The following is a 21,804-nucleotide window of genomic DNA, read 5'->3' on the forward strand; positions in this document are numbered from 1 at the left end:
ACAAACTAAACAAACACCTCGCACTTCAGATCTAAAACCTGAAGGCCAAGGCGGAGGAGGAGCCCCTCACCGCGGAGGCCGCCCAGCTCACCGTGCTGAGGCAGAGCGGCCCCGGCGCGCTCGAGGCCTACCTGCGCAACATCCGCCTCGGCCTCTTCTCCAAGGCGAGCCACGTGGTGCTGGGGGTGAAGTCATGATGGGCTTTTTCGCCGGTGCCATGCTCGGCTTCTTCGGCATGCTCGTGGGCGTGCCCATCTTCCTCGGCCTGTGCCGGGTGCTCGGCCTCTACACCACCGTGGAGGAGCGCACCTGCCGCGTCTACGTGCTGCTCGGCAAGGTGGTGGCCGTGCTGGACGAGCCCGGGCTGCACCTGCTGTGGGCCAAGATTGGATGGAAGGCCTTCCTCGTGAACTGGATGGGCCGCTGCCTCGTGCTGGATTTGCGGTTGGACCAGCAGTACCTGCGCAGCCAGGCGGTGAACTCCGAGGAGGGCGCGCCGATGGGCATCGGCATCTGGTACGAGATGATCATCTCGGATCCGCTCAAGTACCTCTTCGAGAACGCGGACCCGCGCGGCTCGCTGGCGGCCAACGTGAGCAACGCCACCGTGCGCTGCCTGTCCAACATGAAGCTCGCCGCCATGCTGGAGAGCCGCCACGTCATGAGCCGCACCGTGCGCGCCGAGGTCACCCCCATGTCGCACGCCTATGGCTACCAGCTCGGCTCGGTCTACATCCGCAAGGTGCACTTCCGCGACATCGGGATGATCCGCCAGATTGAAGAGAAGGTGGTGAACCGGCTGCGGCAGGTGACCTCGGCCATCCGCCAGGACGGCGCCAACCAGGTGAGCATCATCACCAGCACCGCCGAGCGTCAGGCCGCCATCGCGTTCGCCAAGGCGGCGGCCCTGCGTCCTCAAATCGTCGGCGCGGCGCTGCAGCGGGTCGCGCAGGATCCGCCCATCGCCGAGGCGATGTTCGAGATATTGGAGCTGCAGCGGCTCCAGGAAGGCACCGCGAAGGTGACGCTCATCCCCGAGGGACAGAAGAGCGACCTGCTCGCGCAACTGCTGGTGGCGGCACCGGCGCAATCCCGGTGACGCCCTGCCCTGACGTTCGCTCCACCTCGCGGCGCTCCCGCCACCTTCAGCCGCAGGCTTCCGACTGCAGGTCGTCCATCCTCGCGACGCGGCGCTCCCGCATGTAGCGCTGGAGGGCATCCTCGAGCGTGGGCATGAGGCCGCCGCGCTCGCTGCCCAGGACGCTGTAGCGCGGACGCCGCGCCGTGCGCCCGAGCGAGTAGGCGGGGCGTGCCTCGATGCGCCCGGGCTCCAGGCCGGAGAGCCTGGCGGCGCGCTCGGCCAGCCCGGCCCAGGTCGTGGTCCCCTGGTTGGCCAGGTGCCACACCCCCACCTCGCGGTCGATGAGCAGGTCGAGCACCGTGTGCACCAGGTCCACCACGTAGGTGGGGGAGACGCGCTCGTCGTCCGCCGCCACCACGTGCCGTCCCCCCTCCAGCGTCCGCAGGGCGCGGGTGATGAAGTTGGCGTCGTCCCAGGGACCGAAGAGGGCGCTGGTGCGGATGACGAGCGCCGTGGGCAGGACCTCGAGAACCCGCGCCTCCATCTCCGCCTTGCTGCGCCCGTAGACGCCGAGCGGCGCCACCGGGTCGCTCTCCACATAGGGCTTGTGCAGCAGGGCATGGCTTCCATCGAAGACGAGGTCCGAGGAGAAGGTGACCAGTTGCACGCCATGGCGCGCGCAGGCCCCCGCCAGCATCGCGGGCCCGACGGCATTGGTGAGCAGGCACCGCTCCGCCTCTCGCTCGGCCTCGTCCACGCGCACGTAGCCGGCCGCGTTCACCACCGCCCACGGCTGGAGCCTCCTCAACACGGAGTCCATCGCGTGCGGGTCCGTGAGGTTCAGCTCCGAGCGGGAGAGCAGGTGGTAGGGGATGCCGCGGACGTCACACAGCCTCGCGAAGGCGTGGCCGAGCATGCCGGTGGCCCCGAGGATGACGAGCGGCCGGGAGGAGCGGTCCTCCATGTCGACGCCCGGCCCCACGGGAGCGCGCGCATACGAGCGGCCCTCGACGGGCGGGTGGACGAGCCGGTCCGGCCGGTGCCACCACCCCGGCATGCACAGCAGCGGGTCCTCGTCCCGCATGCGTCCCGCCGACAGGTCGCGCATCAGGTGCGCCAGCGCGGTGGGGCGAGGCCGGGGCGCCCGCACGTCGAAGGGGCCTGGCTCGTAGAAGCCGTCCGCACGCGACACCAGGACATTCCAGTCGAAGGAGCCCAGCAGGGACCAGACCGTCACCGCCCGCACCTCCACGCCCTCGCCGCGCATCCGGCCCGCCACCTCCCAGAACTCCTGGAGCCAGCGCAGCTGCTCCTCCCGCGTCGAGCCGAGGTGGGCCTCCGTCACCGCGACGGGCAGCCGGTAGCGCTCCCAGGTGTCGCGGATGATCCGGTCCACCCCGATGGGGATGTCCAACCGCGCGCGCACGGCCTCCATGTCCGCGTAGCGCAGCCCGTCCTCCTCCTCCATGTGCGCGCGGTCCGGGTAGTGGTCGAGCCGCTCGTCGAGGTAGCGGTCGCTGCTCGCGTAGTGGTTGATGCCCACCACGTCCGGTGGACAGCGGTGCTCGAGGAACCACTCCAGCTCGTCCTCGCCAATGCCCCACTGGAGCATGTGGCGATAGAGGGGATGCTCCCGGTCCAATCGTCCGCACAGCAGGTCGAGCGACAACCACCGGCGCTGGTTGTGGAACTCCGCCAGGTGCGCCAGGGCGGGCGTACTGTAGCGCCGGCCGAGGTCCTCCGTCTGGATGAGCTGGGCGCGCGGGTTGACGGTGCGCACGGCCTTCATGGCGAGCACGACGGCCCGGCACTCGGTCACCAGCGCGCGCGCGAAGGTGGGGTAGTCCCTGCCGTGGGGATACCAGACGCCGTAGAGCCCGCTGAAGCGCGCCGTGGTGACCGGCTCGTTGACGGGGGTGTAGGCCTCCAGCCACGGGTAACGCTCGGCCACCCGGAGGGCGAAATCCGCGAGCCCGGTGGCGAAGGAGGCGTCCACCAGACTGGTATGGCGCGGCCCGCTGCCGTGGTGCGTCAGTCCCACGATGGGCCGGATGTTCAGCTCCCGCAGGCGTCCGAGCCGCTCGTCCACCCACGTCCAGTCGATTCCCTCGAAGCTCTCGGGCGCCACCCGCTCCCAGAGCACCGGATAGCGGATGGCGCGGATGCCCAGGCCCGCGAAGAGGAGCAGGTCGCTCACGCGCGTGGCGTGGCCGTTGCGCTCCATCTGGTCGAAGAACACGTCTCCCACGCGGTTGACGGTGCACTCGAGGCCACCCCAGAGCTCGAGCGCCTGGGAATCGTTGGCGGTGGGATGCAATGACATTGGCGTGTTCTCCCCGGGGGTGAGCAGGGAATGGGCAGCAGGCGGCTCACCCAGGTGCGCCTGCCCCCGTGACGTGACGAGCGCTCTTCCCCTTTCGAGCCGCACCCCGGCCGCCGGTTCGCGCGCACCGTGGACGCTGGCCCCGAGCGCGGCACTGCTCTCTCCGCCCCGAGCCGCTCTTCTCCGCTTCAAGCTTCGGTTGCGGAGGCCTGTTCAGAACTGGCCCGAGGACCAATGAGGCGGGAGCGCGCGGCCAGGGCCGCTACTCGGGACCCGGAGCAGGCAGGGAGGAGAGCGCCCGCCAGGGCCATGGCGTCCCGCATCGGACGTCAGCGCCTGGGGCGACGGGCTCCCCTGCCCCGCCCCGTTCGTCCTCCACCGCCTTCGTCGCGCGCCGCCTCGAGCTCGTCGGGCATCCACGGCATGTCGAGCAGCTCCTGCAGCTCGAGCAGCGTGTCGGCGCGCAAGGCGCCGCGCCGGCCGCGGCCCACCACGAAGCGCACCGGCCGGTCGAACAATGGAAGCTCCTCCTCCACGAGCGTGCGGGCGAGCTTCTCCGGCAGGTTCAGCCGCACCACCCCCACGGGCTGCCCCGCCTCGTCCTGCGCCACCTCGTAGTCCAGGTCCACCTCCTCGTCCCGGATGCTCACCACGTCCGGCAACGCCAGGAGCGCCTCGCGCGTCCCGGGCGGCACCAGCGCGTCCAGGTCGAGCACCAGCGGGCGCGCGAGGAACTCCTCCATCGTGGTGACGCCCCCGAGCTGGGCCTCGTAGAGGGCGGTCAGCTCCGGCACCCCGAGCTTCGCCGTGCGTCCGCCCGAGCGGCGCCACAGCTCGCGCACCTCGTCGATGGCCGGCTGGTTGCGGCGCACCGCCGGGTGCTCCGCCTCACCCCGCGCCAGCGTCTCGGCGAGCACGCGCCGGGCGCGCCCGGCCCACTCCGGCCCCCAGGCGCCGAGCACCTCGACGTCCCGCTCCAGCTCGAAGCCGGCGTACTCCACGCGCCAGTCGAGCACGAGCGACATGTGCCATGGGTCGTAGGCGAGCTCGGCCTTCGTGCGGCGCGCGTGCTTCTTCAACACGTCGAGCGGGAGGTGCGTGCCCTCGATGGCCGCGTGCGAACGACCGTGGCGGTCCGCGAAGTAGCGCAGCGTCCCCGCGATCGCGCCGAAGTTTCCGCACACGCTCGTCTTCGAGACGCGCGCCTCCTCGCCCGAGGCCGTCATCTCGTCGATGGCGAGGTCGAAGGGCATGAAGCGCGCGAGCAGGTCCGCGAAGCGGCGGTAGACGCGGTCCCCCGCGAAGGGCACGTGCGTGGGCAGGCTGACGCCCAGACTCCGGTAGACGCTCGCCACCACCAGCGCCGCGTCCTCGATGGCCTTCACCAGCACGCCGCGCCGATCGGCCCAGCGTTCGATCTTCTCCGCTTGGAAGAGGTGGCGAGGCAGCCCATACACCTCGCCGAGGTAGCCCGCCTCCCGGTACGCGTCCGCGTAGAGGTTGTAGGCGGTGAGGTGGTCGCTCCCGTGCACCATCACCCCCTCCAGGTTCCGCTTCTCGCGCGTCATGCGGTGGAGCGACTCGACGGCGCTGCACACGGCGAGATACGGGAGCAGCGCGTCCTCGCCGTTGACGATCAACTCCGCCCACGTCCGCTCCACCGGGAGCGCCTCGACCGCGCGGCCGTAGTCCGAGAGCCGGCCCTGTGCATCGATGATGTTGCGCTCCCGCAGCCGCTGGAGCACGAGGGCATAGGCACCGCGGTCGAGCGGCACGGGAAGCTCCAGCTCCTCCACCCGCACGCCGAGCGCCGCGGCGGTGAACGCCACGCGCTCCGGATCTCCAGCGAGCTGGAACTCGGGCTCCGTCGGCTCGAGCGCGTGGAAGTCGAGGTCACGGTTGCTCAGGATGAAGACGCGTCCGCCCTCCACGCGGCCGTGCACGCGTCCGGCCATCTGGAGCAGTTCGTTGTTCCCCAGGTAGACGCGCGTGAGCACGTTGCGCCCGCGCTCGACGAGGTTGGCGAAGCGCGTGTCGTCGATGACGAGCGTGTCGAGTCCCTGCACGTTGAGGGCGCTCTGCCCCGCCGCCGTCATGGCGAGCACGTAGGGCCGGGGCTGCGTCCCCTCGAGGAACGGGCGGATGGCGCGGATCGGCTCGCCGCCGTGGTAGTACGCCGCGTGGATTCCCGGCCAGCCGGTGCGCACGTGCCGGGCCGCCTCCTCGACCGCCGCGCGCGTGGGCAGGAAGACGCCCACCCCGCGTTGCTCCTTCTCCACCGAGCGGAGGAATCCCTCGTCCAGGAACGCGAGCGGTTGTCTGTCCTCGACCACCACGGTGGCCACCTTCATCGGGTCGAACGCCTGGACCTCGAGCACGTCGGCGCTGTCGAGGTAGCGCGCGTAGAACGCCGGGTCGACGGTGGCGGAGAGCCAGATGAAGCGGCAGCCCACGCGCTTGCCGAGCGCCAGGCACAGCTCGAGCTCCGCTGACGTCTGGTGGATTTCGTCGATGATGAGCGTGTCGTGCGGCAGGAGGTCGCCGTGCTGGAACCAGCGCCGCGCGATGCCGGTCGTCACGATGATGACGTTCCAGCCAGGCGTGTCGGGCGTGGCCTCACGCTCGCGGTTCACCACGCCACTGCGCAGCGGGAGGGTGCCGCCTCCGCCGACGATTTCCTCGGCGATGAGCCGGATGGCGAGCGTCTTGCCCGTCCCGGTCCCGGCCACGATGCCGAAGCCCTTGCCCGCGCGCGCCAGCTCGCGCACCCGCGGCCCGTGGTGCTTCTCGAGCCACGTCTCCAGGCGCAGCCCGAGGGCCAGCTCGATGGTCTCGCAGGCCGCTCGCGTGGGGGCGATGACGATGACTCGCCCCGTGGGTGGCTCGGCGGCGACGAAGGCGTCGTGGTCGGGCGGCAGGGAGCGGTCGATCGGCGTGCGCACGGGGCGCATCACGCCCGACGCGGACGCGGCGCGGAAGGACGAACACCTCGGGGAGCGGGCCTCCCGTCCACGACTGAGCATGGCCCGCCCGAGGGAGGACCGCGGGTCGCGGGGTTGAGACGCGCCCCCTGTGACTCGGGCAGGGACAACGTATGACTCAACCATGACACCCAGGCGGCGCGGAAAGTGATTTGCTTCGGGCTACATGTCCCTTCCGCGCGCTCTCCTGTTGGGTCTGTTGTTGGCGACACTCGCTTCCGTGGGCTGCATGCGTGGCGCCACGACTCCGCCCACCCCGGAGGACACGGCCACTCCCGCTCCCGTGGCCGAATCGCCCGAGCCCGTCGTCGTGGAACCCGAGCCCGCTCCGGACACGGCCCCCGAGCCCGTCACGGCCGACGCGTCTCCGCTGCCGGTGCCCGCGAACGTCCCCGCCGCCTTCGCCGATGCGGGCCTCGTCGCGCCCACCACCGCACCGGGGCTCCCGGACACGGGCGCGGTGGACCTCGCGGCGCTGCGTGACGGCGTCGCGGACCCGAAGCCCATTCCCGAGGCACTGGTCCGGCGGTGGGAGGCGCGAGACCAGGCACGTGGGGGAGGCGTCGAGGGCAGCGTGGTGGGGGGCGTCGTCGGAGGAGTGATGGGGGGCGTGCTGGGCGGACAGCCGAGAGAAGTCCCCGGCGAAGTGCCGCCGATGCCCGACCCGTCTTCCGATTGGGAGGTGGCCGAGGAAGAAGCGAAGGAGGAGGCGCCTTTCAAACAGAAGAAGCCCGAGCCCAGCGAGCCCCGGGCACCCCGGCCGGTGCTGCCGAAGGTCGAGTCCGCGCCGCGCATGGCCAAGGTGCTGGTGCAGGACGAGCAGGGCCGCTACCAGCCGCTGACGGCCCGCGCGGTGCGCGTGGTGACGTACATCCAGGGCGCCCGTGCGCGCACGGTGGTGGACTACCTCTTCGAGAACGACACCTCACGCTCACTCGAGGGCACCTTCTATTACCCGCTGCCCGGCGGGGCGACGGTGGCGGGCTTCGCGCTGTACTCGGGCGCGGTGGAGGTGGACTCGCCCTCGCTCTTCCAGTCCCCGGAGTTGCTGCCACCGCTGGGGGACTCGAGCAGGGCGGAGGAGTTGGAGGCCGCGGCCCCGCCGAGCCCTCGAGGCGCGGAGCACTCCTGGGGCACCCGGCAGGAGGCCCGCGTCGTCGAGCCCAAGCGCGCCCGCGAGGTGTACGAGGACGTGGTGCGGCACAACGTGGACCCGGCGCTGCTCGAGTGGGCGGGGGCCTCGACGTTCAGCGCGCGCGTCTTCCCTCTGCCCCCCAAGTCCCTCAAGCGGGTGGTGATCGCCTACGAGCAGACGCTCCTCTTCGATGGTCAGAGTCTGCGTTACACGTGGCCCCTGCCCCCCGAGGCCGGCCGCACGCTCCAGGTGTCGGCGCGCCTCCACGTGGACCCGAGGCACGCCCGCGCGATGACAGTCCTGCCCGAGGTGGGCAAGCCGAGAGACCTCGGGCCCTGGCGGGTGTGGGACTGGCCGCGATTGACGGGTGATGGGGCGCTGCAGGTGGCCCTGACTCCGCTGCGCCCGGACGCGGACGTGCTGGTGGGCTCGGACCCCGCGGGGCTCTCCGGACAGGCTTTCTTCTCGCGGGTGCGGCTGCCCTCGCGCTTCATCGCGGGAGAGGGAGGCGTGCCCACCGGGCGGGCAGTGCTGGTGGTGGACACCTCGCTGTCGGCGGAAGAGGGCAACGCGTGGGCCCTACAGGGCGCCCTGCTGCGCGCACTGCTGGAGCGCGACGACAGCCTCACCGAGTACGCGGTGCTCCTCTTCGACGTGCGGCCTCGTTGGCTGCATGGCCCGGGCTTCCGGCGCAACACGCCCGAGGCGCGCCGGGAGACGTTTGGCGAGTTGGAGCGCGTCTTCCTCGAAGGCGCCTCGCACGTGGATGGGATGCTGGGCGAGTTGGACCGGGCGAGCCGCGATTGGCTGAAGCCCGCGGCGGACGGCGGGCGGGTGACGGCCTTCCTGCTCTCGGATGGCAACATCACCTGGGGACGCGGGCAGGTGGACGCGCTCATCTCGCACCACCCGGCTTCCGAGACGCTGCGCTGGGTGAGCTACCGCTTCGGCGAGTCGGCGGTGAACACGGACCTCTTCGATGCGCTGGCCCGGGCGGGCGGCGGACGGGTGGTGAGCGTGCTCTCCGGCTCGGAGGTGCCAGCGGCGGCGCGGGCGCACCGCGCGCCTTCGGCGGTGCTGGCCCGAGTGGAGGTGCGGGGCTCGAAGGTGAAGGACCTGGTGGTGGCCGGCCGGCCGCACCTCGTCTTCCCGGGGCAGGAGTTGCTGGTGGCCGGGCGGCTGGTGGACGAGGGCGCCGCGGAGCTGGCGGTGGTGGTGCGCTCGGACGGCCAGGAGCGGACGATGCGGGTGCCGTTGCCGCGCGACCGGGACAGTGCCTTCGCGCCACGAGCCTGGGCGGAGGGGTATGTGGCTCGGCTGGTGGCGTTGGAGGACCCACGGGTGGACAGGATGGTGGTGGCGCTCAGCCAGCACTACCGGCTGGCCAACGCTCGGGCCTCCATGCTGGTGCTGGAGTCGGAGGGGGACTACGTGCGCTATGCGGTACAGGACGAGCAGGTGGACCTCTCCTCGCTGGAGGCACTGCGGCGGCGCGAGCAAGACCAGGCACGCGAACAGTTGGAGGGGCTGGCGCTGGATGGCGTGCCGGACTCGGGGCGCGAGGTACTGCGGGTGTTGGGGGCGAAGCAGGCGGAGCTCGGCTCGCGGCTGAAGGCCCAACCCCTGCGGGACGAGCCCTACGCGGGAGGCGAGGAGCGGCTGAGCGCGGAGCTGGAGTACCGGCGGGCGCGACGGGCCAACAGGGACGACGTGATGGTGTACGAGGCGGTGGCGCGCAAGCGGGCCTTCTCGGGAGACACGTGGGGCGCGGTGCGGGCCCTCTCGTCACCCGTGGAGCTGCGGCCGAAGGACCCCGAGGCGCTGCGGATGGTGGGCTATGGGTTGCTGGCGCTCGGCCAGTACACGGCCGCCACGGAGCTCTTCGAGCACGTGCGCCTCAACCGCCCCTTCGAGCCGCAGGCCTTCCTCGAGGAGGCGCTGGCGTTGGACGCGGCGGGGCGGCCCGCGGAGGCGGCGCGAGACTGGGAAATCGTCCTGGCGCGAGGCTGGGCCCGGCATGAGGAGGAGACCCGGACGGTGGCGGCGTACCACTACGGCCGGATGCTGATGGCGCTGGCGAAGCGCTCCCGGCTCTCGGGGGCGGAGGTGGAGGCCCTGGAGGCCCGGCGGCGCGAGCTGGCGAAGCTCGTGGAAATGGGGCCCATCGACTACCAGCTCACGATGCACTGGAACTCGGACTCGACGGACATCGACCTGTGGGTGGTGGAGCCCAACGGCGAGCGGTGCTCCTACCAGCGGATGCGGACGAAGCTGGGAGGCCAGCTCCACTGGGACACCACGAATGGACTCGGGCCCGAGCTGTACCACGCGCGCAAGGCCGCTCGTGGCACGTACCAGGTGGCGGTGCACTACTTCGGCAACAACTCGGCGCGCTACGTGGTGCCCACGGCGCTCCTGCTGGTGACGGACAAGGGCGTCTTCTCCCGCGAGGACGCATACCAGCGGCAGTTCCAGCTGCGCATCCTGCCGAATGCCGAGGCCGCCCTGCTCCTACGCAGCGAGGAGGTGGTCCCGGGGAAGCGGGTGGCGAAGAGCGGGGAATGAGGTGGTGGCCCGGCCGCCGCGGCGCTCGCGAACGTTGGGCACAGCACATCCGGTGGGAAGCCCGTTTCGCGCGAGGCCTTCCCCACCTATCAGCATGAACCCATGTCCGAGCAGCGCGAGTGGAAGGTCGGAGACACCACGATTCGTTTCGAGCCCCCCGAGCTCGTCTGGGTCCACACCCGGGGCCGGGCCACCTATGAAGACGCCCCCCGTTTGGTGGAGATCTACCGGGAGCTGGGCCAGCAGCGGCCCATCCTCATCGTGGCGGACCTGAGCGAAGCCACCACGCTGGATGTGCAGGGCGGGCGCTACCTGAGCCTGAACATCAAGCCGGAGTGGATTCTCGGCACCATCTACATCGGAGCGCGGCTGCTGCACCGGGCCGTGTCGAAGGGAATCGCGCTCGCGGCGCACCTGAGCGGGCGCGCGGATGAGAGCGTCCTGACCAAGGTGCGCTTCGCCTCCTCGCAAGCCGAGGCGCGCGAGCTCATCTCCCGGATGCGCGCGGAACGGCTCGCGAAGACGGGCTGATGGCGGAGCCGGAATCGGGCGTCCGCGCCGACAGCCACTCCACCGCTCCCGGTGGGTAGAAGAGCGCGCGGATCCACGGCAGCTCGCGGAACCGGCCCGGCTCCACCCCGTACACCCCGCCCTGCTTCCGCAGCCAGCCCACCTGCACCGCGTGCTCCAGCTGCGGCCCGTACATCGCCTCCAGCTCCGCTCCCGCGAAGGCCCGGAAGCGCACCGGGTCGATGATTCCGAAGTTCAACGAGAGCAACACGTACTTCGCGCACCGCTCCGCGTCCGGCAGCGAGTACCCGTCCTCCTCCGGCAGCAGCGCTCCGCCCTCCACCGCCGCCACGTACGCGTCCACCTCGTACGGCGCGAACGTCCAGCGCGCTCCCACCAGGCTCGAGGCGTAATTGCCCGCTCCCACGTAGGGCAGCCCGTCCAACAGCCGACCCTCGAAGTACGGTGACGTCCCCGTCTCCCCCGCGTGCCGCGAGAAGTTCACCGAGCCATACGGCGCATGAAAGCCATTGGCCGTCAGGTGCTCGTAGGCCAGATCGTACAGCGCGCCATAGTCCGCGGGCGTGGGCCGCACCGCCGTCAGCCTCGGCATCGCCCTCCCCGCTCCCCGGTAGAGACAGTCATACGTCGTCACCGAGTCCACCGGCAGCGCCGTCACCCGCTCCAAATCCTGCCACCACTGTTCCCGCGTCTGCCCCGGCAGCCCGAAGACCAAATCCACATTCACCCGGCGGAAGCCCACCGCCACCAGCGCCTCCACCGCCCGCTCGCCCAGGCTGCGCTGCGCCCGCCGGTTCACCTGCGCCAGCGTCTCGTCATTCGTGCTCTGCAGCCCCATCGACACCCGGTCCACCCCGCCCGCCTTCAGCACCGCCAGCCGCTCCCCGTCCGTCGCCGCCACCCGGGGCGTCGTCTCGATGGACAGCGGCCACGCCCCCTCGCACCGCCGCCTCCACGGACGCAGCGCCTCCAGCACCCGCGTCAGCAGCTCCGGCGCCAGCAGCGTGGGCGTCCCTCCGCCAATGTCGATTCCCGGCACCGTGCTCGACTCCGGCAGGGCCGCGTCCAGGCGCTCGAGCTGCGTGCACAGCGCGTCCACGTAGCGCGCGTGCACCGCCGCCCCCTTCCGCAAGTCCACCGCGAAGTTGCAGTAGAAGCACTTCGCCTCGCAGAAGGGCACGTGCACGTACAGCAGCACCCGCTTCAGCGCCTCCAGCCCCAGGCCCTCTCCCGGCGCCGAGGAGAAGCGCTCGCGGAAGTACTCCCGCGAAGGCGGATACTGAATGGTGAAGTCCAACGGCCGCGCCGACGCCAGGGCCAGCGCCCGACGCCAGCTCACCGCCGCGACTCCTCGACGATGATGCGCCCCACCGCCGCCACGTCCTCCTCCGCCAGCGTCTGGTGGATGCCCACGAAGAGCGAGGCCTCCGCCAGCGCCGTGCAGTTCGCCAGCCCGTCGTGCGGCAGGTCCTTCCACGCCGGCTGCCGGGTGATGGCTCCGCCCATCAGCGTGCGCACCTCCACCCCTCGCGCCATCAGCCGCTCGGCCAGCCCCGCCGCGCTCCCCGTCTTCACCGAGAAGGGGAACACGAAGGGCGAGCCGTTCTCCGCTGGCGCCGCGTACACCTTCAGGCCCGGCTCGTTCCGCAGCGCTTCGTACAGCCTGGCGTAATACGCGTGACGCCTCGCCTCGTGCGCATCCCACTTGCGAAGCTGGAAGCGGCCGAAGCACGCGTTGAGCTCGGACAGCTCCAGGTTGTGCCCCGAGCGCACGTAATGGAAGTTGTGGTGGATGCCCGGCGGCGCCGTGCACGCGCCCGGGTCATAGTGACAGGTGCACTCGCGGCCCCAGTGCGTCACCGACTCCACCACCCGCTGCCAGCCCGCGTCCGGGCACACCACCGCACCCCCTCCGAACGAGGACAGGTGGTGCGGATGGTAGAAGCTCCACGTCGTCAGCGTCCCGTACGCGTGCGCCGGCCTGCCGCCGATGCGCAGGTCCATCGTCTCGCACGCGTCCTGGAGCACCAGCAGCCCGCGCTCGCGCGCCACCTCCAGCACCGCCTCCAGCGCCGCCGGGAAGCCCAGGAAGTGCGTCACGCACACCACGCGCGTCTCCGGCCTCAACGCGCGCCGCACCGCCTCGGGGTCGATGCAGAACCCCCCCGGCTCCGTGTCCACCACCGTCACCGAGAAGCCCGCGGTGCGCAGGGACGAGAGCGTCGTCGGGAAGGTGAAGCCCGCCGTCACCGCGTGCGCCCCGGGGCCCGTGCGCTCGGCCAGCGCGAGCGCCGCCGCCAGGTTCGCCGAGCTCCCCGAGTTCACCAGCGACACGTGCGCCGCGCCGAAGCGCTCGCCCAGCTCCGCCGCGAAGCCCTTCAGGTTCGCCCGCGCGGGGCCCAGGTGCCCGGCCACGAAGTGCTCGAAGCCCTCCGTCTCCACCGGGCCCGTGCACGGATAGCGGTAGCGGCCCATCTCAGCGCCCCTGCCGCTGCTCTGGCTGCGGGAGATCCGGATCGATTCCGTCCCGGATCCACCCCACCGCCTTGGCCTCCCACTCCGGGTCCTTCAGCGCGTCCATGTACCGCTCGTACGCGTACACGCCCGTGGCCTTGGCCAGGCGGAGGATCTGGATGAGCGCCACCGTGCTGTCGAGCACCACCACCGAGCGCACCATGCCATGGCTGCGCAGCCACACCATGGACTCCTTGATGAGCTCCTGGGTGTCCGGCGGGTTGGCCTTCTGGGTGCGCGAGTCCACCATCATCCCGAAGGGCTTGCCCTCCAGGGCCTGCACCCGGGCCTTCAGATCCTCGAACCAGGCGCGCGCCTCCGCGGGCGTGATGTACCCGGGAGCGTGGACCCGAAAGCCGTAGTCCGTGACGATGTTCTGAGGGACAGGCATCACTTGCCTCGTGTCGATGGGGAATGACCCCGCGCCGTGGGCCGCCGCGAAGGGGGGCGCACAGCTTAGCGTGAACATTCTTTCGTCCGAAAATTCACGCTCGGACTCACCAGGGCCACAATCCCAGAGGGCGCGGCCCCCTAGCACACCCAAGCATCCAGCCGAGTTGAAAAAATTTAATTTACCTGTTCCCAGGGTCCAGGATTTGCGGTAATTTGCGCAAACGTCATAAGTCGACACACTGTGTCGCGCGCACGTATTGCTCACCATCTCACAAAATGAGAGCCGGTGAGGGCCGCTCCACCCGCCGTCCCGGGGCAGCGCGCACCCGCCACGTCACACCAGAAAGGGGAGCCTGTGTCCCAGCCCGCGCTCGCCAAGGCCGCGCCGAGTCCGCTGATCCGCGCCGAGTCCACCTCCGTGCTGTTCCCGCAGGGGGCGCCCGCCGTGGGACAGCCGAGGGAGGGCACGGCGCAGGCGGAGCCGCACGCGCGGGCGGAGGAGCCGGCGCTGGTGAAGCTGCGCACCTTCGGGACGCTGGAGGAGGTGACGGTGGTGGAGGCACTGCTGGCGCACCTGGAGGCGGAGCAGGTGGACGCGGTGTTCGGCATCCCCGGGGGCAACATCGCGCCGCTGGTGCAGGCGCTGCGCCGCCAGTCGCGCATCCGCTTCATCATCGGCAGCCACGAGGGAGGCTCGGCCTTCATGGCGGACGGGTACGCGCGCGCCACGGGCAAGCTGGGCGTGTGCGTGGTGACGGCGGGCCCCGGGGCCACCAACGCGATGACGGGCGTGGCCTCGGCGCACCTGGATCAGGTGCCGGTGCTGACGCTCAGCGGGCAGGTGTCCACCGAGCGCTTCGGCCTGGGGGCCATCCAGGAGAGCACCGACGAGGGCGGCATCAACACGGCGGAGATGTTCCGGCACTGCACCGCCTCGAGCACCACCATCGTGGACGCCAGGAGCTTCCCCCGGCTGCTGGAGCGGGCGCTGAAGACGGCGTACGCGGTGCCGCACGGCGCGGTGCACGTGAGCCTGCCCACCAACGTGGCGCGGCAGAAGCTGGCGAAGGTGAGCGTGCCCACGGCACCGGGCGCGTGGAAGGGGGGCCTGCCCGCGGCGCCGGCCTCCGAGGTGTACACGGCCTTCGAGCTGCTGCGGCAGGCGAAGCGGCCCCTCATCTACCTGGGCTCGGGGGCGCGCGAGGCGCTGGAGAGCCGGGGCGCGGAGTTCGCCGCCTTCGTGCGCCGCTACTGCATCCCCGTGGCCACCAGCCTGCGCGGCAAGGGGCTCTTCTCCGAGGAGGACTTCCTGTCGCTGGGCGTGCTGGGCATCGCCGGCAGCAAGCGCGCCGAGCAGTACCTGGGCGAGGGCGTGGACATGCTGCTGGTGCTGGGCAGCCGCCTGGGGGAGTGGGCCAGCAAGAGCTTCTCCTCGCTCTTCGAGTCGGCGAGCACCGTCATCCAGGTGGACGCCACCCCGTCCGTCATCGGCCAGTTCCTCCAGGTGCAGCTGCCCATTGTCGCGGACGTGGGCTCGGTGGTGGCGGGGCTGGTGGAGTTCGGCCACTCGAGCGCGCCGGGCCACGAGGCGCAGGTGCGCGAGCGCCGCCAGCACCTCAACGCGCTCAACCTCGCGCACCGCTCGGCGGCCCCCGTGCTGCCCGAGGACGGGCCGCTCAAGCCGCAGCACGTGATGGACGAGCTCAACCCGCACCTGCGCGGCCACACGGATTTGTACGTGGACATGGGCAACTGCACCGGCTGGGCCACGCACTGCCTGCGCATCGCCCCGCCCGCACGCGTCTTCTACCCCTGCGGCCTGTCCTCCATGGGCTGGTCCCTGGGCGCCGTCATCGGTGGCAAGGTGGGCCGGCCGGAGAACACCGCCATCGCGCTCACCGGGGACGGCTCGTTCCTGATGAATGGCACGGAGCTCGTCACGGCGGTGCGCTACCGGGTGGGGGCCGTGTACATCGTCCTCAATGACAACTACCTGGGCATGGTGAACCACGGCGAGCACGCCCAGTCCGGCGGCGAGTACGCGCTGGACGACCCCTACTTCAGCCTGGGGGACCCGGACCTGGTGAAGTTCTCCGAGTCGCTGGGCGCCGCGGCCTACGAGGTGACGAAGCCCGGCCAGCTCGCGCAGCTGCTGCCCCAGGTGCTCCAGCGCGCGGACGAGGAGCGCCGGCCCCAGGTGATCGTCTGCCGCATCGACTACCGCGAGGTGCCGCCGTACGGGGATCGCTTCGCCGCCGTCGCCTCGACGCCGAAGCAGGGCTGAGCGCGGGCCCGCCTCCGCGGGTAGAGTCGGGGGTCAGGAGCCCGAATGACCCAGACTTCCGCCACGCAGTCCCCCCGTGAACCGGCCCCCCTCGCCCCTCCGGGAGCCCCCACCCCGGCGCAGCGGGGCTTCTTCGGCCACCCGCGCGGGCTCGCCACGCTCTTCTTCACGGAGATGTGGGAGCGCTTCAGCTACTACGGCATGCGGGCGCTGCTCATCCTCTTCATGACGGCGAGCGCGGAGAAGGGGGGCCTGGGCTTCGACACCACGAAGGCGGGCGCCATCTACGGCCTGTACACCGGGAGCGTGTACCTCATGGCCATGCCGGGCGGGTGGCTGGCGGACCGGCTCATCGGCCAGCGGCGCGCGGTGCTGTATGGCGGCATCATCATCGCCCTGGGCCACTTCAGCATGGCGCTGCCCGGGACGTTCTTCTTCTACCTGGGCCTGCTGCTCATCGTGCTGGGCACCGGCCTGCTCAAGCCCAACGTGAGCGCCATGGTGGGCGGCCTCTACCCCGAGGGCGGTGCGCGCCGGGACGCGGGCTTCTCCATCTTCTACATGGGCATCAACATCGGCGCCTTCACCGCGCCGCTCTTCGTGGGCTGGGTGGGCGAGCGGGTGAACTGGCACTGGGGCTTCGGGCTGGCGGGTATCGGCATGGTGGCCGGCGTCATCCAGTACCTGCTCGGCGACAGGCACCTGGGCGAGGTGGGCAAGCTCTCCAAGAATGTGCCCGGCTCGAGCGCGCAAGCGGAGGGCCGTGGTGGCTCGCGCGCGGTGGGGCTCGCGGTGGTGGGCGGGCTGGTGGGCCTGCTGGTGCTGCTGCAGGTGCTCCACGTGGTGGACCTGACGACGGCGGTGGGGCTGGCCAGCGCGGGCGGGTTCATCATCTTCGCCCTGGCGCTCGCCTTCTTCGGCTACCAGTTCACGGCCGGAGGGCTGGAGGCGGCGGAGAAGCGGCGGCTGGGCGTCATCGCCGTCTTCTTCGTCTGCTCGTCCATCTTCTGGGCGGGCTTCGAGCAGGCGGGCTCCTCGCTCAACCTCTTCGCCCGGGAGCTCACGGACCGGGTGGTGTTCGGCGAGGAGGTGCCGGCGAGCACCCTGCAGTCCGTCAACGCGCTGTTCATCATCGCCCTGGCACCGGTGTTCGCCTGGCTCTGGGTGTGGCTCAACAAGCGCGGCCGCGAGCCCTCCAGCCCCGCCAAGTTCTCCCTGGGCCTGGTGCTGCTGGGCTTGGGCTTCGGGGTGATGGTGGCCGCGTCCCTGGCGGCCGCGACCGGCCACAAGGTGAGCCCGCTGTGGCTGGTGCTCACCTACCTGCTGCACACCTTCGGCGAGCTGAGCCTCAGCCCGGTGGGACTGAGCACGGTGACGAAGCTGGCCCCGCCGCGCACGGTGGGCCAGATGATGGGCGTGTGGTTCATGTCCATGGCGCTGGGCAACCTCATCGCCGGACGCGTGGCCGGACAGTTCGAGTCCATGCCCCTGCCCCAGCTCTTCGGCGCGGTGGCGGGCGTGGCCATCGGCGCGGGACTGGTGCTGACCCTCTTCGTGCGCCCGCTGCGGCGGATGATGGGCGGGGTGCACTGAACCCGCCCGGGGAAGATGCGGACGGATGGGACCCGGAGCAGCATCGTCTCCGGGGTGACGTTTCCCTGGACTGGAACCCTCCTCGCTCGAGAGGACGTCTCATGGCGCCCCATCCCCTGGCCGTTGCGGTCTTGTTCCTGGCCCTGTCCACCGCGTGCAGCACGACGCACGTGGTGCGCCTCGATACGGGGCAGGACTCGCTCATCATCCACGACACCGGCGCGGGCAAGGCCAGGCCGTTGGAGTTGGGGAAGGAGGAGTTCACCGAGGCTATCGCGAAGGAGGTCCGGCAGAAGAGGCCCTCGGCCAACCCCGAGAAAGCCGCGCGGGCTCTGTTCGAGACTCCTCCCCGCAGTGGCTGGTACCGGTACACCCAACGTGACGGCGTCGTTCCTCTAGACGGGCAGCCCCCGGCTTCGCAGTGGGCCGAGGTGGATGCGCGAGTCACCCAGGAATATCTGCGGTTCTGTGCGGCCATCGGCAAACCTGGCGACTGCCGGCAGGTGCTGATGAACAGCCCCATCCTCACCGGGGATGGCCGCTACGCCCTCGGCATGTCCTTCGCCATCGAAGAGGTCGTGCCCGAGATGATGCAGTCCTTCAAGGACATGGCCGACCCGGAGGCCATCAAGGCCTCGCTCTACTGGACGATGACGATCTACGCCGCGATGTGGCTGGCGCCCGAACCAGTGTTCTCCAAGGGGTTGGCGACGGCCGTCACGGCCACCTTCGTCTGCTACATCGGGGTGGACACGTTCTGGACGCTGATCATGGGCTGGAGGCGGCTGGTCGAGGAGCTGGATCACGCCACCTCGCTCGCGGCGCTCCGCGAGGCCGGGATGAAGTATGGCCAGGTGATGGGGAAGAACGCGGCGCGGGCATTCGCCCTGCTGCTCACGGCCGCTATCGGCCAGACGGCCGCCAGTTTCTCGGCCAAGGTGCCCACGCTGCCCGGCTCGGCTCAAGCGTCAGCAGCGGGCGCCGCGCGGGTGGGAATCCAACTGACCAAAGTGGCACAGGTGGAAACGGTGGCCATGACCGCCGATGCGGTCACAGTCACCCTGGCGCCCAACGCGGTCGCCTCAACGGCAGAGGGCTTGCGCGGCGCGGCATCCATGCCGGTGGACGCAGAGGGCCCCGAGCACCACATCGCCACCAACAAGTGGAACGATGCCACCCACAGCGGTGGCCCGTGGACGCCCAAGTTCCAGCAGCTCTTCGACAAAGCGGGCATGTCGCTGGATGACCCGGCCAACAAGGTACGCGTCAAGGACCACCTGGGCCCCCATCCGCGGGAATACCATGAGCATGTCTTCGAGACTCTGAGGGAGGCAACGCGGACCTGTCGCACCGTGCAGCAATGTCAGACGTTGCTGACAAAGGCGCTGGAACGCCTGGCACAGCAGATCACGACGGATGGCACCCAACTCAACAAGCTGGTCACCCGTACTCCATGAAGCCAGGCCCCCTCATGCCGATGCGGTACTTCAAATTGTCCGAGGATGTCTACGTTCCTGGGCGCTGGGAGCTGGGGACGCCCATCGGGGCACGGGGGCAAGAACTCGGGTCACCGGTGTTCTTGCAGGGCGAGCCTGTCACCGTAGAGGGCCCTATTCATATCCCGGTGTATCAGCCCGGCAAGCCCCTCGATTTTTCTCTCGCGGATGCTGGAGCTGTTCCTGTCGTGCATTCGAGAGTGGGTGACCTCCTGGCTCGGATGGCTCCCAAGGACGTGCAGCTCTTCCCGGCGGAGGTCGAGACGCAACGAGAGCGGTACTTCCTCGTCAACGTCATCCGCATCGTGAAGTGCATCGATGATCAAGCCTCCGAGGAGGTGTCGTACTGGACCGAAAAGGACGGCCTGCCCGAGAAAACTGGCACGTACTTCTCGGTTGCCGGAATGCGGATCGATCCGACCCAGGTGGGGGATGCGAAGGTGTTCCGCACCTGGGGTTGGCACATCGCCCTCATCGTCTCGGAGGAGCTCAAAGAAGCCCTGGAGCGCATCAGGGCCACGGGGCTGAAGTTCAAGGAGGTGTAGCCTTCAGCGCTGGGCGAAGGCGCTGGCGCTCTTCTCGCGCAACTTCTGGAGCTGCTCGCGGGTGAGCCACTGGCCGCGCACCATCACCCCGAGCGCCCGGTCCGCCTGGCCCACGTCCTCCAGCGGGTTGCCGGGCAGCAACAGCAGGTCCGCCCGCTGGCCCACCGCCACCGTGCCGAAGCGCGCCGTCGGATCCACGTGCTCCTTGATGAAGCCCACGGCGTTGCGCGTTCCGGTGGACAGCGCCTCGTAGGGCGTCAGGCCCACCTCCACCAGCTCCGAGAGCTCCAGGTGCGTCGAGCGGCCCGGGAACAGCCCCGCGTCCGAGGCATTCGTGCCCAGCAGCAGCCGCACGCCCTCCTTCTGCAGCGCCAGGGTGAGGTGCTGGACGAAGGGGTAGGCCGCCCGCTCGCGCTCGGCGAACTCGGCCACGTCCACCCGGCGCGTGGGGTTGGAGTAGCGCCAGTTGCGCAGCACCTCGGGCGACAGGTAGCGCGCCTCGGGGTCCGCGAACACGCCCTCCAGGTCCTTGAGCATCCGCAGCGCGGCGTGGATGTGCACCAGATCCGGCACCACCGACGTGCCCCCCTCCTTCGTCGCGCGCGCCAGGGCGGCAATCCTCGACTCGTCCCGGGAGGCGGAGAGGAAATACTCCTCGCCGTGCGAGATGAGCGCCTGGTGCGAGCGCAGCACCGACTCCACGCCCACCGTGCGCGGCACGTGCCCCACCACCGGAAGGTGCTGCTGGCGGGCCATGGCCACGAGGATGGCGTACACCTCGGGGGTGATGTTGTCGTAGACCTTCAGGGCGTCGTAGCCCGCGAGCTTCTGCCTGACCACCGCGATGCGCGCCTGCTCGGGCGTGGTCACCGACACCACCTTGCCACCCGGCGGGCCTCCGTCCAGCAGCGGGCTGCTCGTGTAGAGCGTGGGGCCGAAGCGCTGGCCGGCGGCGAGTTCCTGCCGGAGCTGCACGTGGTGGGGCGAGCCGTCCAGCTCGAAGAGCGTGGTGACGCCGTGGGCCAGGTACGACAGGAGCTGCTCGTCCGAGTGCAGGTGGACGTGGAAGTCCGCCAGGCCCGGCATGAGGTAGCGGCCACGGGCGTCGATGCGCTCGGCGTCCGGGGGAACGGTGATTTCCGCCGAGGGGCCCACGGACGTGATGAGCCCATTGCGCACGATGACGGTGTGGTCCGCCAGCACGCGCTCGGAGTCCATGGGGACGACGTTCACACCGACGAACGCGACCGCCCGCTCCGAGACACCGGTGAGCGGCTGCACCTCGTGCGCGCACCCGGGCAGCAGCGCGCCAGCGAGTGACAGGAGGCCGGCGCCCAGGAGTGCCCAGGCCCGCAGGGTCTTCATGACGGTTCCCCTCATGCGTTGCATGTCAGGGACTGATTATAGACGCGTGCGCGACAAACGAGACCGCCCGCACCCGGGGTGAAGCGGCCCTCACCCGCCCAGCAGCTTCGCCCAGTCGTCCGCGCTCTCGAAGACGTGCACGCCCCGCTGCTCGCACACCTTGCGGTGCACCAGCGCCGCCGGGCCTCCTACCCACACCGCCGTGCCCTTGGGCGCGGCCTCGATGATGCGCGACAGCGTGGCCTCGAACTCCCGCGCCCCGTGGTCCGTCACCGCCGACAGCCCCACCAGCTCCGCCTTCAGGTCGCGCGCCACCCGGCCCACCTCCTCCGCCGGCGTCCGCTGGCCCAGCAGCGTCACCATCACCCCCGCGTGCCGCAACCGCAGCGCCGTGCCCAACAGCCCCAGCTCGTGCTGCTCGTCCGGGAAGCACGCCAGCACCGCGCGCCGCCGTCCCTTCGTCGGCGCCGCGTGCAGCATGCTGATGAGCCGCGCCCTCACCTCCTGCGTCACCAGGTGCTCCTGCGCCACCGAGAACGCCCCCGCGTGCCAGCGCTCCCCCACCTCGCGCTGCAGCGGCACCAGCACCTCCTCGTACGCCCTCAGCGGCGTGAGCGCCCCGAGCACCTCGTCCAGCACCTCCGACACCCGGCGCTGCTCCAACCCCTCCGCCGCCAGCAGAATCTCCTCCCGCCAGGCCACCAGGCTCGCGGGGCTCGGCTCCTGGGCCGGGGCCAGGGCGGGCGGCACCGCATCCAGCTCCTCGAGCAGCTGCGGCAGCATCGCCGCCGCCTCGCTGATGGACACGCCCTCCTCGGTGAGCTGCTTGAGCCGCCGCAACAGCGCCACGTCCCGGTCCGTGTACACCCGGTAGCCCGACGGCGTGCGCTTGGGCGCCAGCACCCCGTAGCGCCGCTCCCACGCGCGGATGAGCTCCACCCTCACTCCGGAGAGCTCCGCGGCGACATGGATTCTGTAGGTGCGCTCGGCCATGGCTG

At 70.7% G+C, this 21,804-nt stretch carries 14 protein-coding genes; 7 read left to right on the forward strand and 7 right to left on the reverse strand.

Annotation, left to right across the window (positions count from 1 at the left end):
* The first annotated feature begins 193 nt into the window (after positions 1–193).
* Positions 194–1,099, forward strand: a complete 906-nt coding sequence (locus tag ACJ8AN_RS09385) for an SPFH domain-containing protein (RefSeq protein ID WP_407754929.1) — start codon at positions 194–196, stop codon at positions 1,097–1,099.
* Between the two features lie 46 nt (positions 1,100–1,145).
* On the opposite strand, the gene ACJ8AN_RS09390 is transcribed toward ACJ8AN_RS09385, so the two are convergent.
* Both ACJ8AN_RS09390 and ACJ8AN_RS09395 read right to left on the reverse strand, forming a co-directional pair.
* Positions 1,146–3,404, reverse strand: a complete 2,259-nt coding sequence (locus ACJ8AN_RS09390) for a family 1 glycosylhydrolase (protein ID WP_407754930.1) — start codon at positions 3,402–3,404, stop codon at positions 1,146–1,148.
* A 329-nt stretch (positions 3,405–3,733) separates the two neighbouring features.
* Positions 3,734–6,355 (reverse strand): DEAD/DEAH box helicase, encoded by a 2,622-nt coding sequence (locus ACJ8AN_RS09395; protein ID WP_407755011.1) that lies wholly within the window; start codon positions 6,353–6,355, stop codon positions 3,734–3,736.
* Positions 6,356–6,614: 259 nt separating this feature from the next.
* On the opposite strand from ACJ8AN_RS09395, the gene ACJ8AN_RS09400 reads away from it, so the two are divergent.
* Together ACJ8AN_RS09400 and ACJ8AN_RS09405 are read left to right on the forward strand one after the other, a co-directional pair.
* Positions 6,615–10,085 carry a DUF2135 domain-containing protein gene (locus tag ACJ8AN_RS09400; protein ID WP_407754931.1) on the forward strand — a complete coding sequence of 1,157 codons (3,471 nt, stop codon included), beginning with the start codon at positions 6,615–6,617 and terminating at the stop codon, positions 10,083–10,085.
* Positions 10,086–10,187: 102 nt separating this feature from the next.
* Positions 10,188–10,616 (forward strand): hypothetical protein, encoded by a 429-nt coding sequence (locus ACJ8AN_RS09405; RefSeq protein ID WP_407754932.1) that lies wholly within the window; start codon positions 10,188–10,190, stop codon positions 10,614–10,616.
* Here the strand turns inward: ACJ8AN_RS09405 and ACJ8AN_RS09410 are convergent.
* Genes ACJ8AN_RS09410 through ACJ8AN_RS09420 form a run of 3 tightly spaced genes read right to left on the reverse strand, consistent with a single transcriptional unit; the run spans position 10,573 to position 13,521 of the window.
* Complete coding sequence (locus ACJ8AN_RS09410; RefSeq protein WP_407754933.1) at positions 10,573–11,955, reverse strand: coproporphyrinogen-III oxidase family protein; 1,383 nt, start codon at positions 11,953–11,955, stop codon at positions 10,573–10,575. The two genes, ACJ8AN_RS09405 and ACJ8AN_RS09410, sit on opposite strands and share 44 nt — an antisense overlap.
* On the reverse strand, positions 11,952–13,091 hold the full coding sequence (locus tag ACJ8AN_RS09415; protein WP_407754934.1) for a DegT/DnrJ/EryC1/StrS family aminotransferase: 1,140 nt from the start codon (positions 13,089–13,091) through the stop codon (positions 11,952–11,954). The genes ACJ8AN_RS09410 and ACJ8AN_RS09415 overlap by 4 nt, the downstream gene beginning before the upstream one ends.
* A 1-nt stretch (position 13,092) precedes the next feature.
* The gene (locus tag ACJ8AN_RS09420; RefSeq protein WP_407754935.1) at positions 13,093–13,521 is read right to left on the reverse strand and encodes a hypothetical protein; all 429 of its coding nucleotides are present in this window, start codon (positions 13,519–13,521) and stop codon (positions 13,093–13,095) included.
* A gap of 357 nt (positions 13,522–13,878) precedes the next feature.
* On the opposite strand from ACJ8AN_RS09420, the gene ACJ8AN_RS09425 reads away from it, so the two are divergent.
* From ACJ8AN_RS09425 to ACJ8AN_RS09440, 4 genes are all read left to right on the forward strand, one after another.
* A complete protein-coding gene (locus tag ACJ8AN_RS09425) occupies positions 13,879–15,807 on the forward strand; it encodes a thiamine pyrophosphate-binding protein (RefSeq protein WP_407754936.1) in 1,929 nt (642 codons plus the stop codon).
* Positions 15,808–15,852: 45 nt separating this feature from the next.
* Complete coding sequence (locus ACJ8AN_RS09430) at positions 15,853–17,400, forward strand: peptide MFS transporter (RefSeq protein ID WP_407754937.1); 1,548 nt, start codon at positions 15,853–15,855, stop codon at positions 17,398–17,400.
* A gap of 101 nt (positions 17,401–17,501) precedes the next feature.
* Positions 17,502–18,857, forward strand: a complete 1,356-nt coding sequence (locus tag ACJ8AN_RS09435) for an AHH domain-containing protein (RefSeq protein WP_407754938.1) — start codon at positions 17,502–17,504, stop codon at positions 18,855–18,857.
* Positions 18,858–19,084: 227 nt separating this feature from the next.
* Positions 19,085–19,441 (forward strand): imm11 family protein, encoded by a 357-nt coding sequence (locus ACJ8AN_RS09440; protein WP_407754939.1) that lies wholly within the window; start codon positions 19,085–19,087, stop codon positions 19,439–19,441.
* A gap of 3 nt (positions 19,442–19,444) precedes the next feature.
* On the opposite strand, the gene ACJ8AN_RS09445 is transcribed toward ACJ8AN_RS09440, so the two are convergent.
* Positions 19,445–20,806: an amidohydrolase family protein gene (locus ACJ8AN_RS09445; RefSeq protein WP_407754940.1), complete on the reverse strand. Its 1,362-nt coding sequence runs from the start codon at positions 20,804–20,806 to the stop codon at positions 19,445–19,447.
* 90 nt (positions 20,807–20,896) lie between these two features.
* The gene (locus ACJ8AN_RS09450) at positions 20,897–21,799 is read right to left on the reverse strand and encodes a MerR family transcriptional regulator (RefSeq protein WP_407754941.1); all 903 of its coding nucleotides are present in this window, start codon (positions 21,797–21,799) and stop codon (positions 20,897–20,899) included.
* Between the last annotated feature and the right edge of the window lie 5 nt (positions 21,800–21,804).

This window comes from Archangium sp., assembly GCF_045802675.1.
In the GTDB taxonomy this organism is placed as follows: Bacteria; Myxococcota; Myxococcia; order Myxococcales; family Myxococcaceae; genus Archangium.

Bases quoted from the DNA above. Each gene is read 5' to 3' on its own strand.
- ACJ8AN_RS09390 (WP_407754930.1), bottom strand. From the start codon at position 3,404: ATGTCATTGCATCCCACCGCCAACGATTCCCAGGCGCTCGAGCTCTGG.
- ACJ8AN_RS09450 (WP_407754941.1), bottom strand. From the start codon at position 21,799: ATGGCCGAGCGCACCTACAGAATCCATGTCGCCGCGGAGCTCTCCGGA.
- ACJ8AN_RS09420 (WP_407754935.1), bottom strand. From the start codon at position 13,521: ATGCCTGTCCCTCAGAACATCGTCACGGACTACGGCTTTCGGGTCCAC.
- ACJ8AN_RS09405 (WP_407754932.1), top strand. From the start codon at position 10,188: ATGTCCGAGCAGCGCGAGTGGAAGGTCGGAGACACCACGATTCGTTTC.
- ACJ8AN_RS09435 (WP_407754938.1), top strand. From the start codon at position 17,502: ATGGCGCCCCATCCCCTGGCCGTTGCGGTCTTGTTCCTGGCCCTGTCC.
- ACJ8AN_RS09415 (WP_407754934.1), bottom strand. From the start codon at position 13,091: ATGGGCCGCTACCGCTATCCGTGCACGGGCCCGGTGGAGACGGAGGGC.
- ACJ8AN_RS09445 (WP_407754940.1), bottom strand. From the start codon at position 20,806: ATGAAGACCCTGCGGGCCTGGGCACTCCTGGGCGCCGGCCTCCTGTCA.
- ACJ8AN_RS09400 (WP_407754931.1), top strand. From the start codon at position 6,615: ATGCGTGGCGCCACGACTCCGCCCACCCCGGAGGACACGGCCACTCCC.
- ACJ8AN_RS09395 (WP_407755011.1), bottom strand. From the start codon at position 6,355: ATGCGCCCCGTGCGCACGCCGATCGACCGCTCCCTGCCGCCCGACCAC.
- ACJ8AN_RS09385 (WP_407754929.1), top strand. From the start codon at position 194: ATGATGGGCTTTTTCGCCGGTGCCATGCTCGGCTTCTTCGGCATGCTC.
- ACJ8AN_RS09430 (WP_407754937.1), top strand. From the start codon at position 15,853: ATGACCCAGACTTCCGCCACGCAGTCCCCCCGTGAACCGGCCCCCCTC.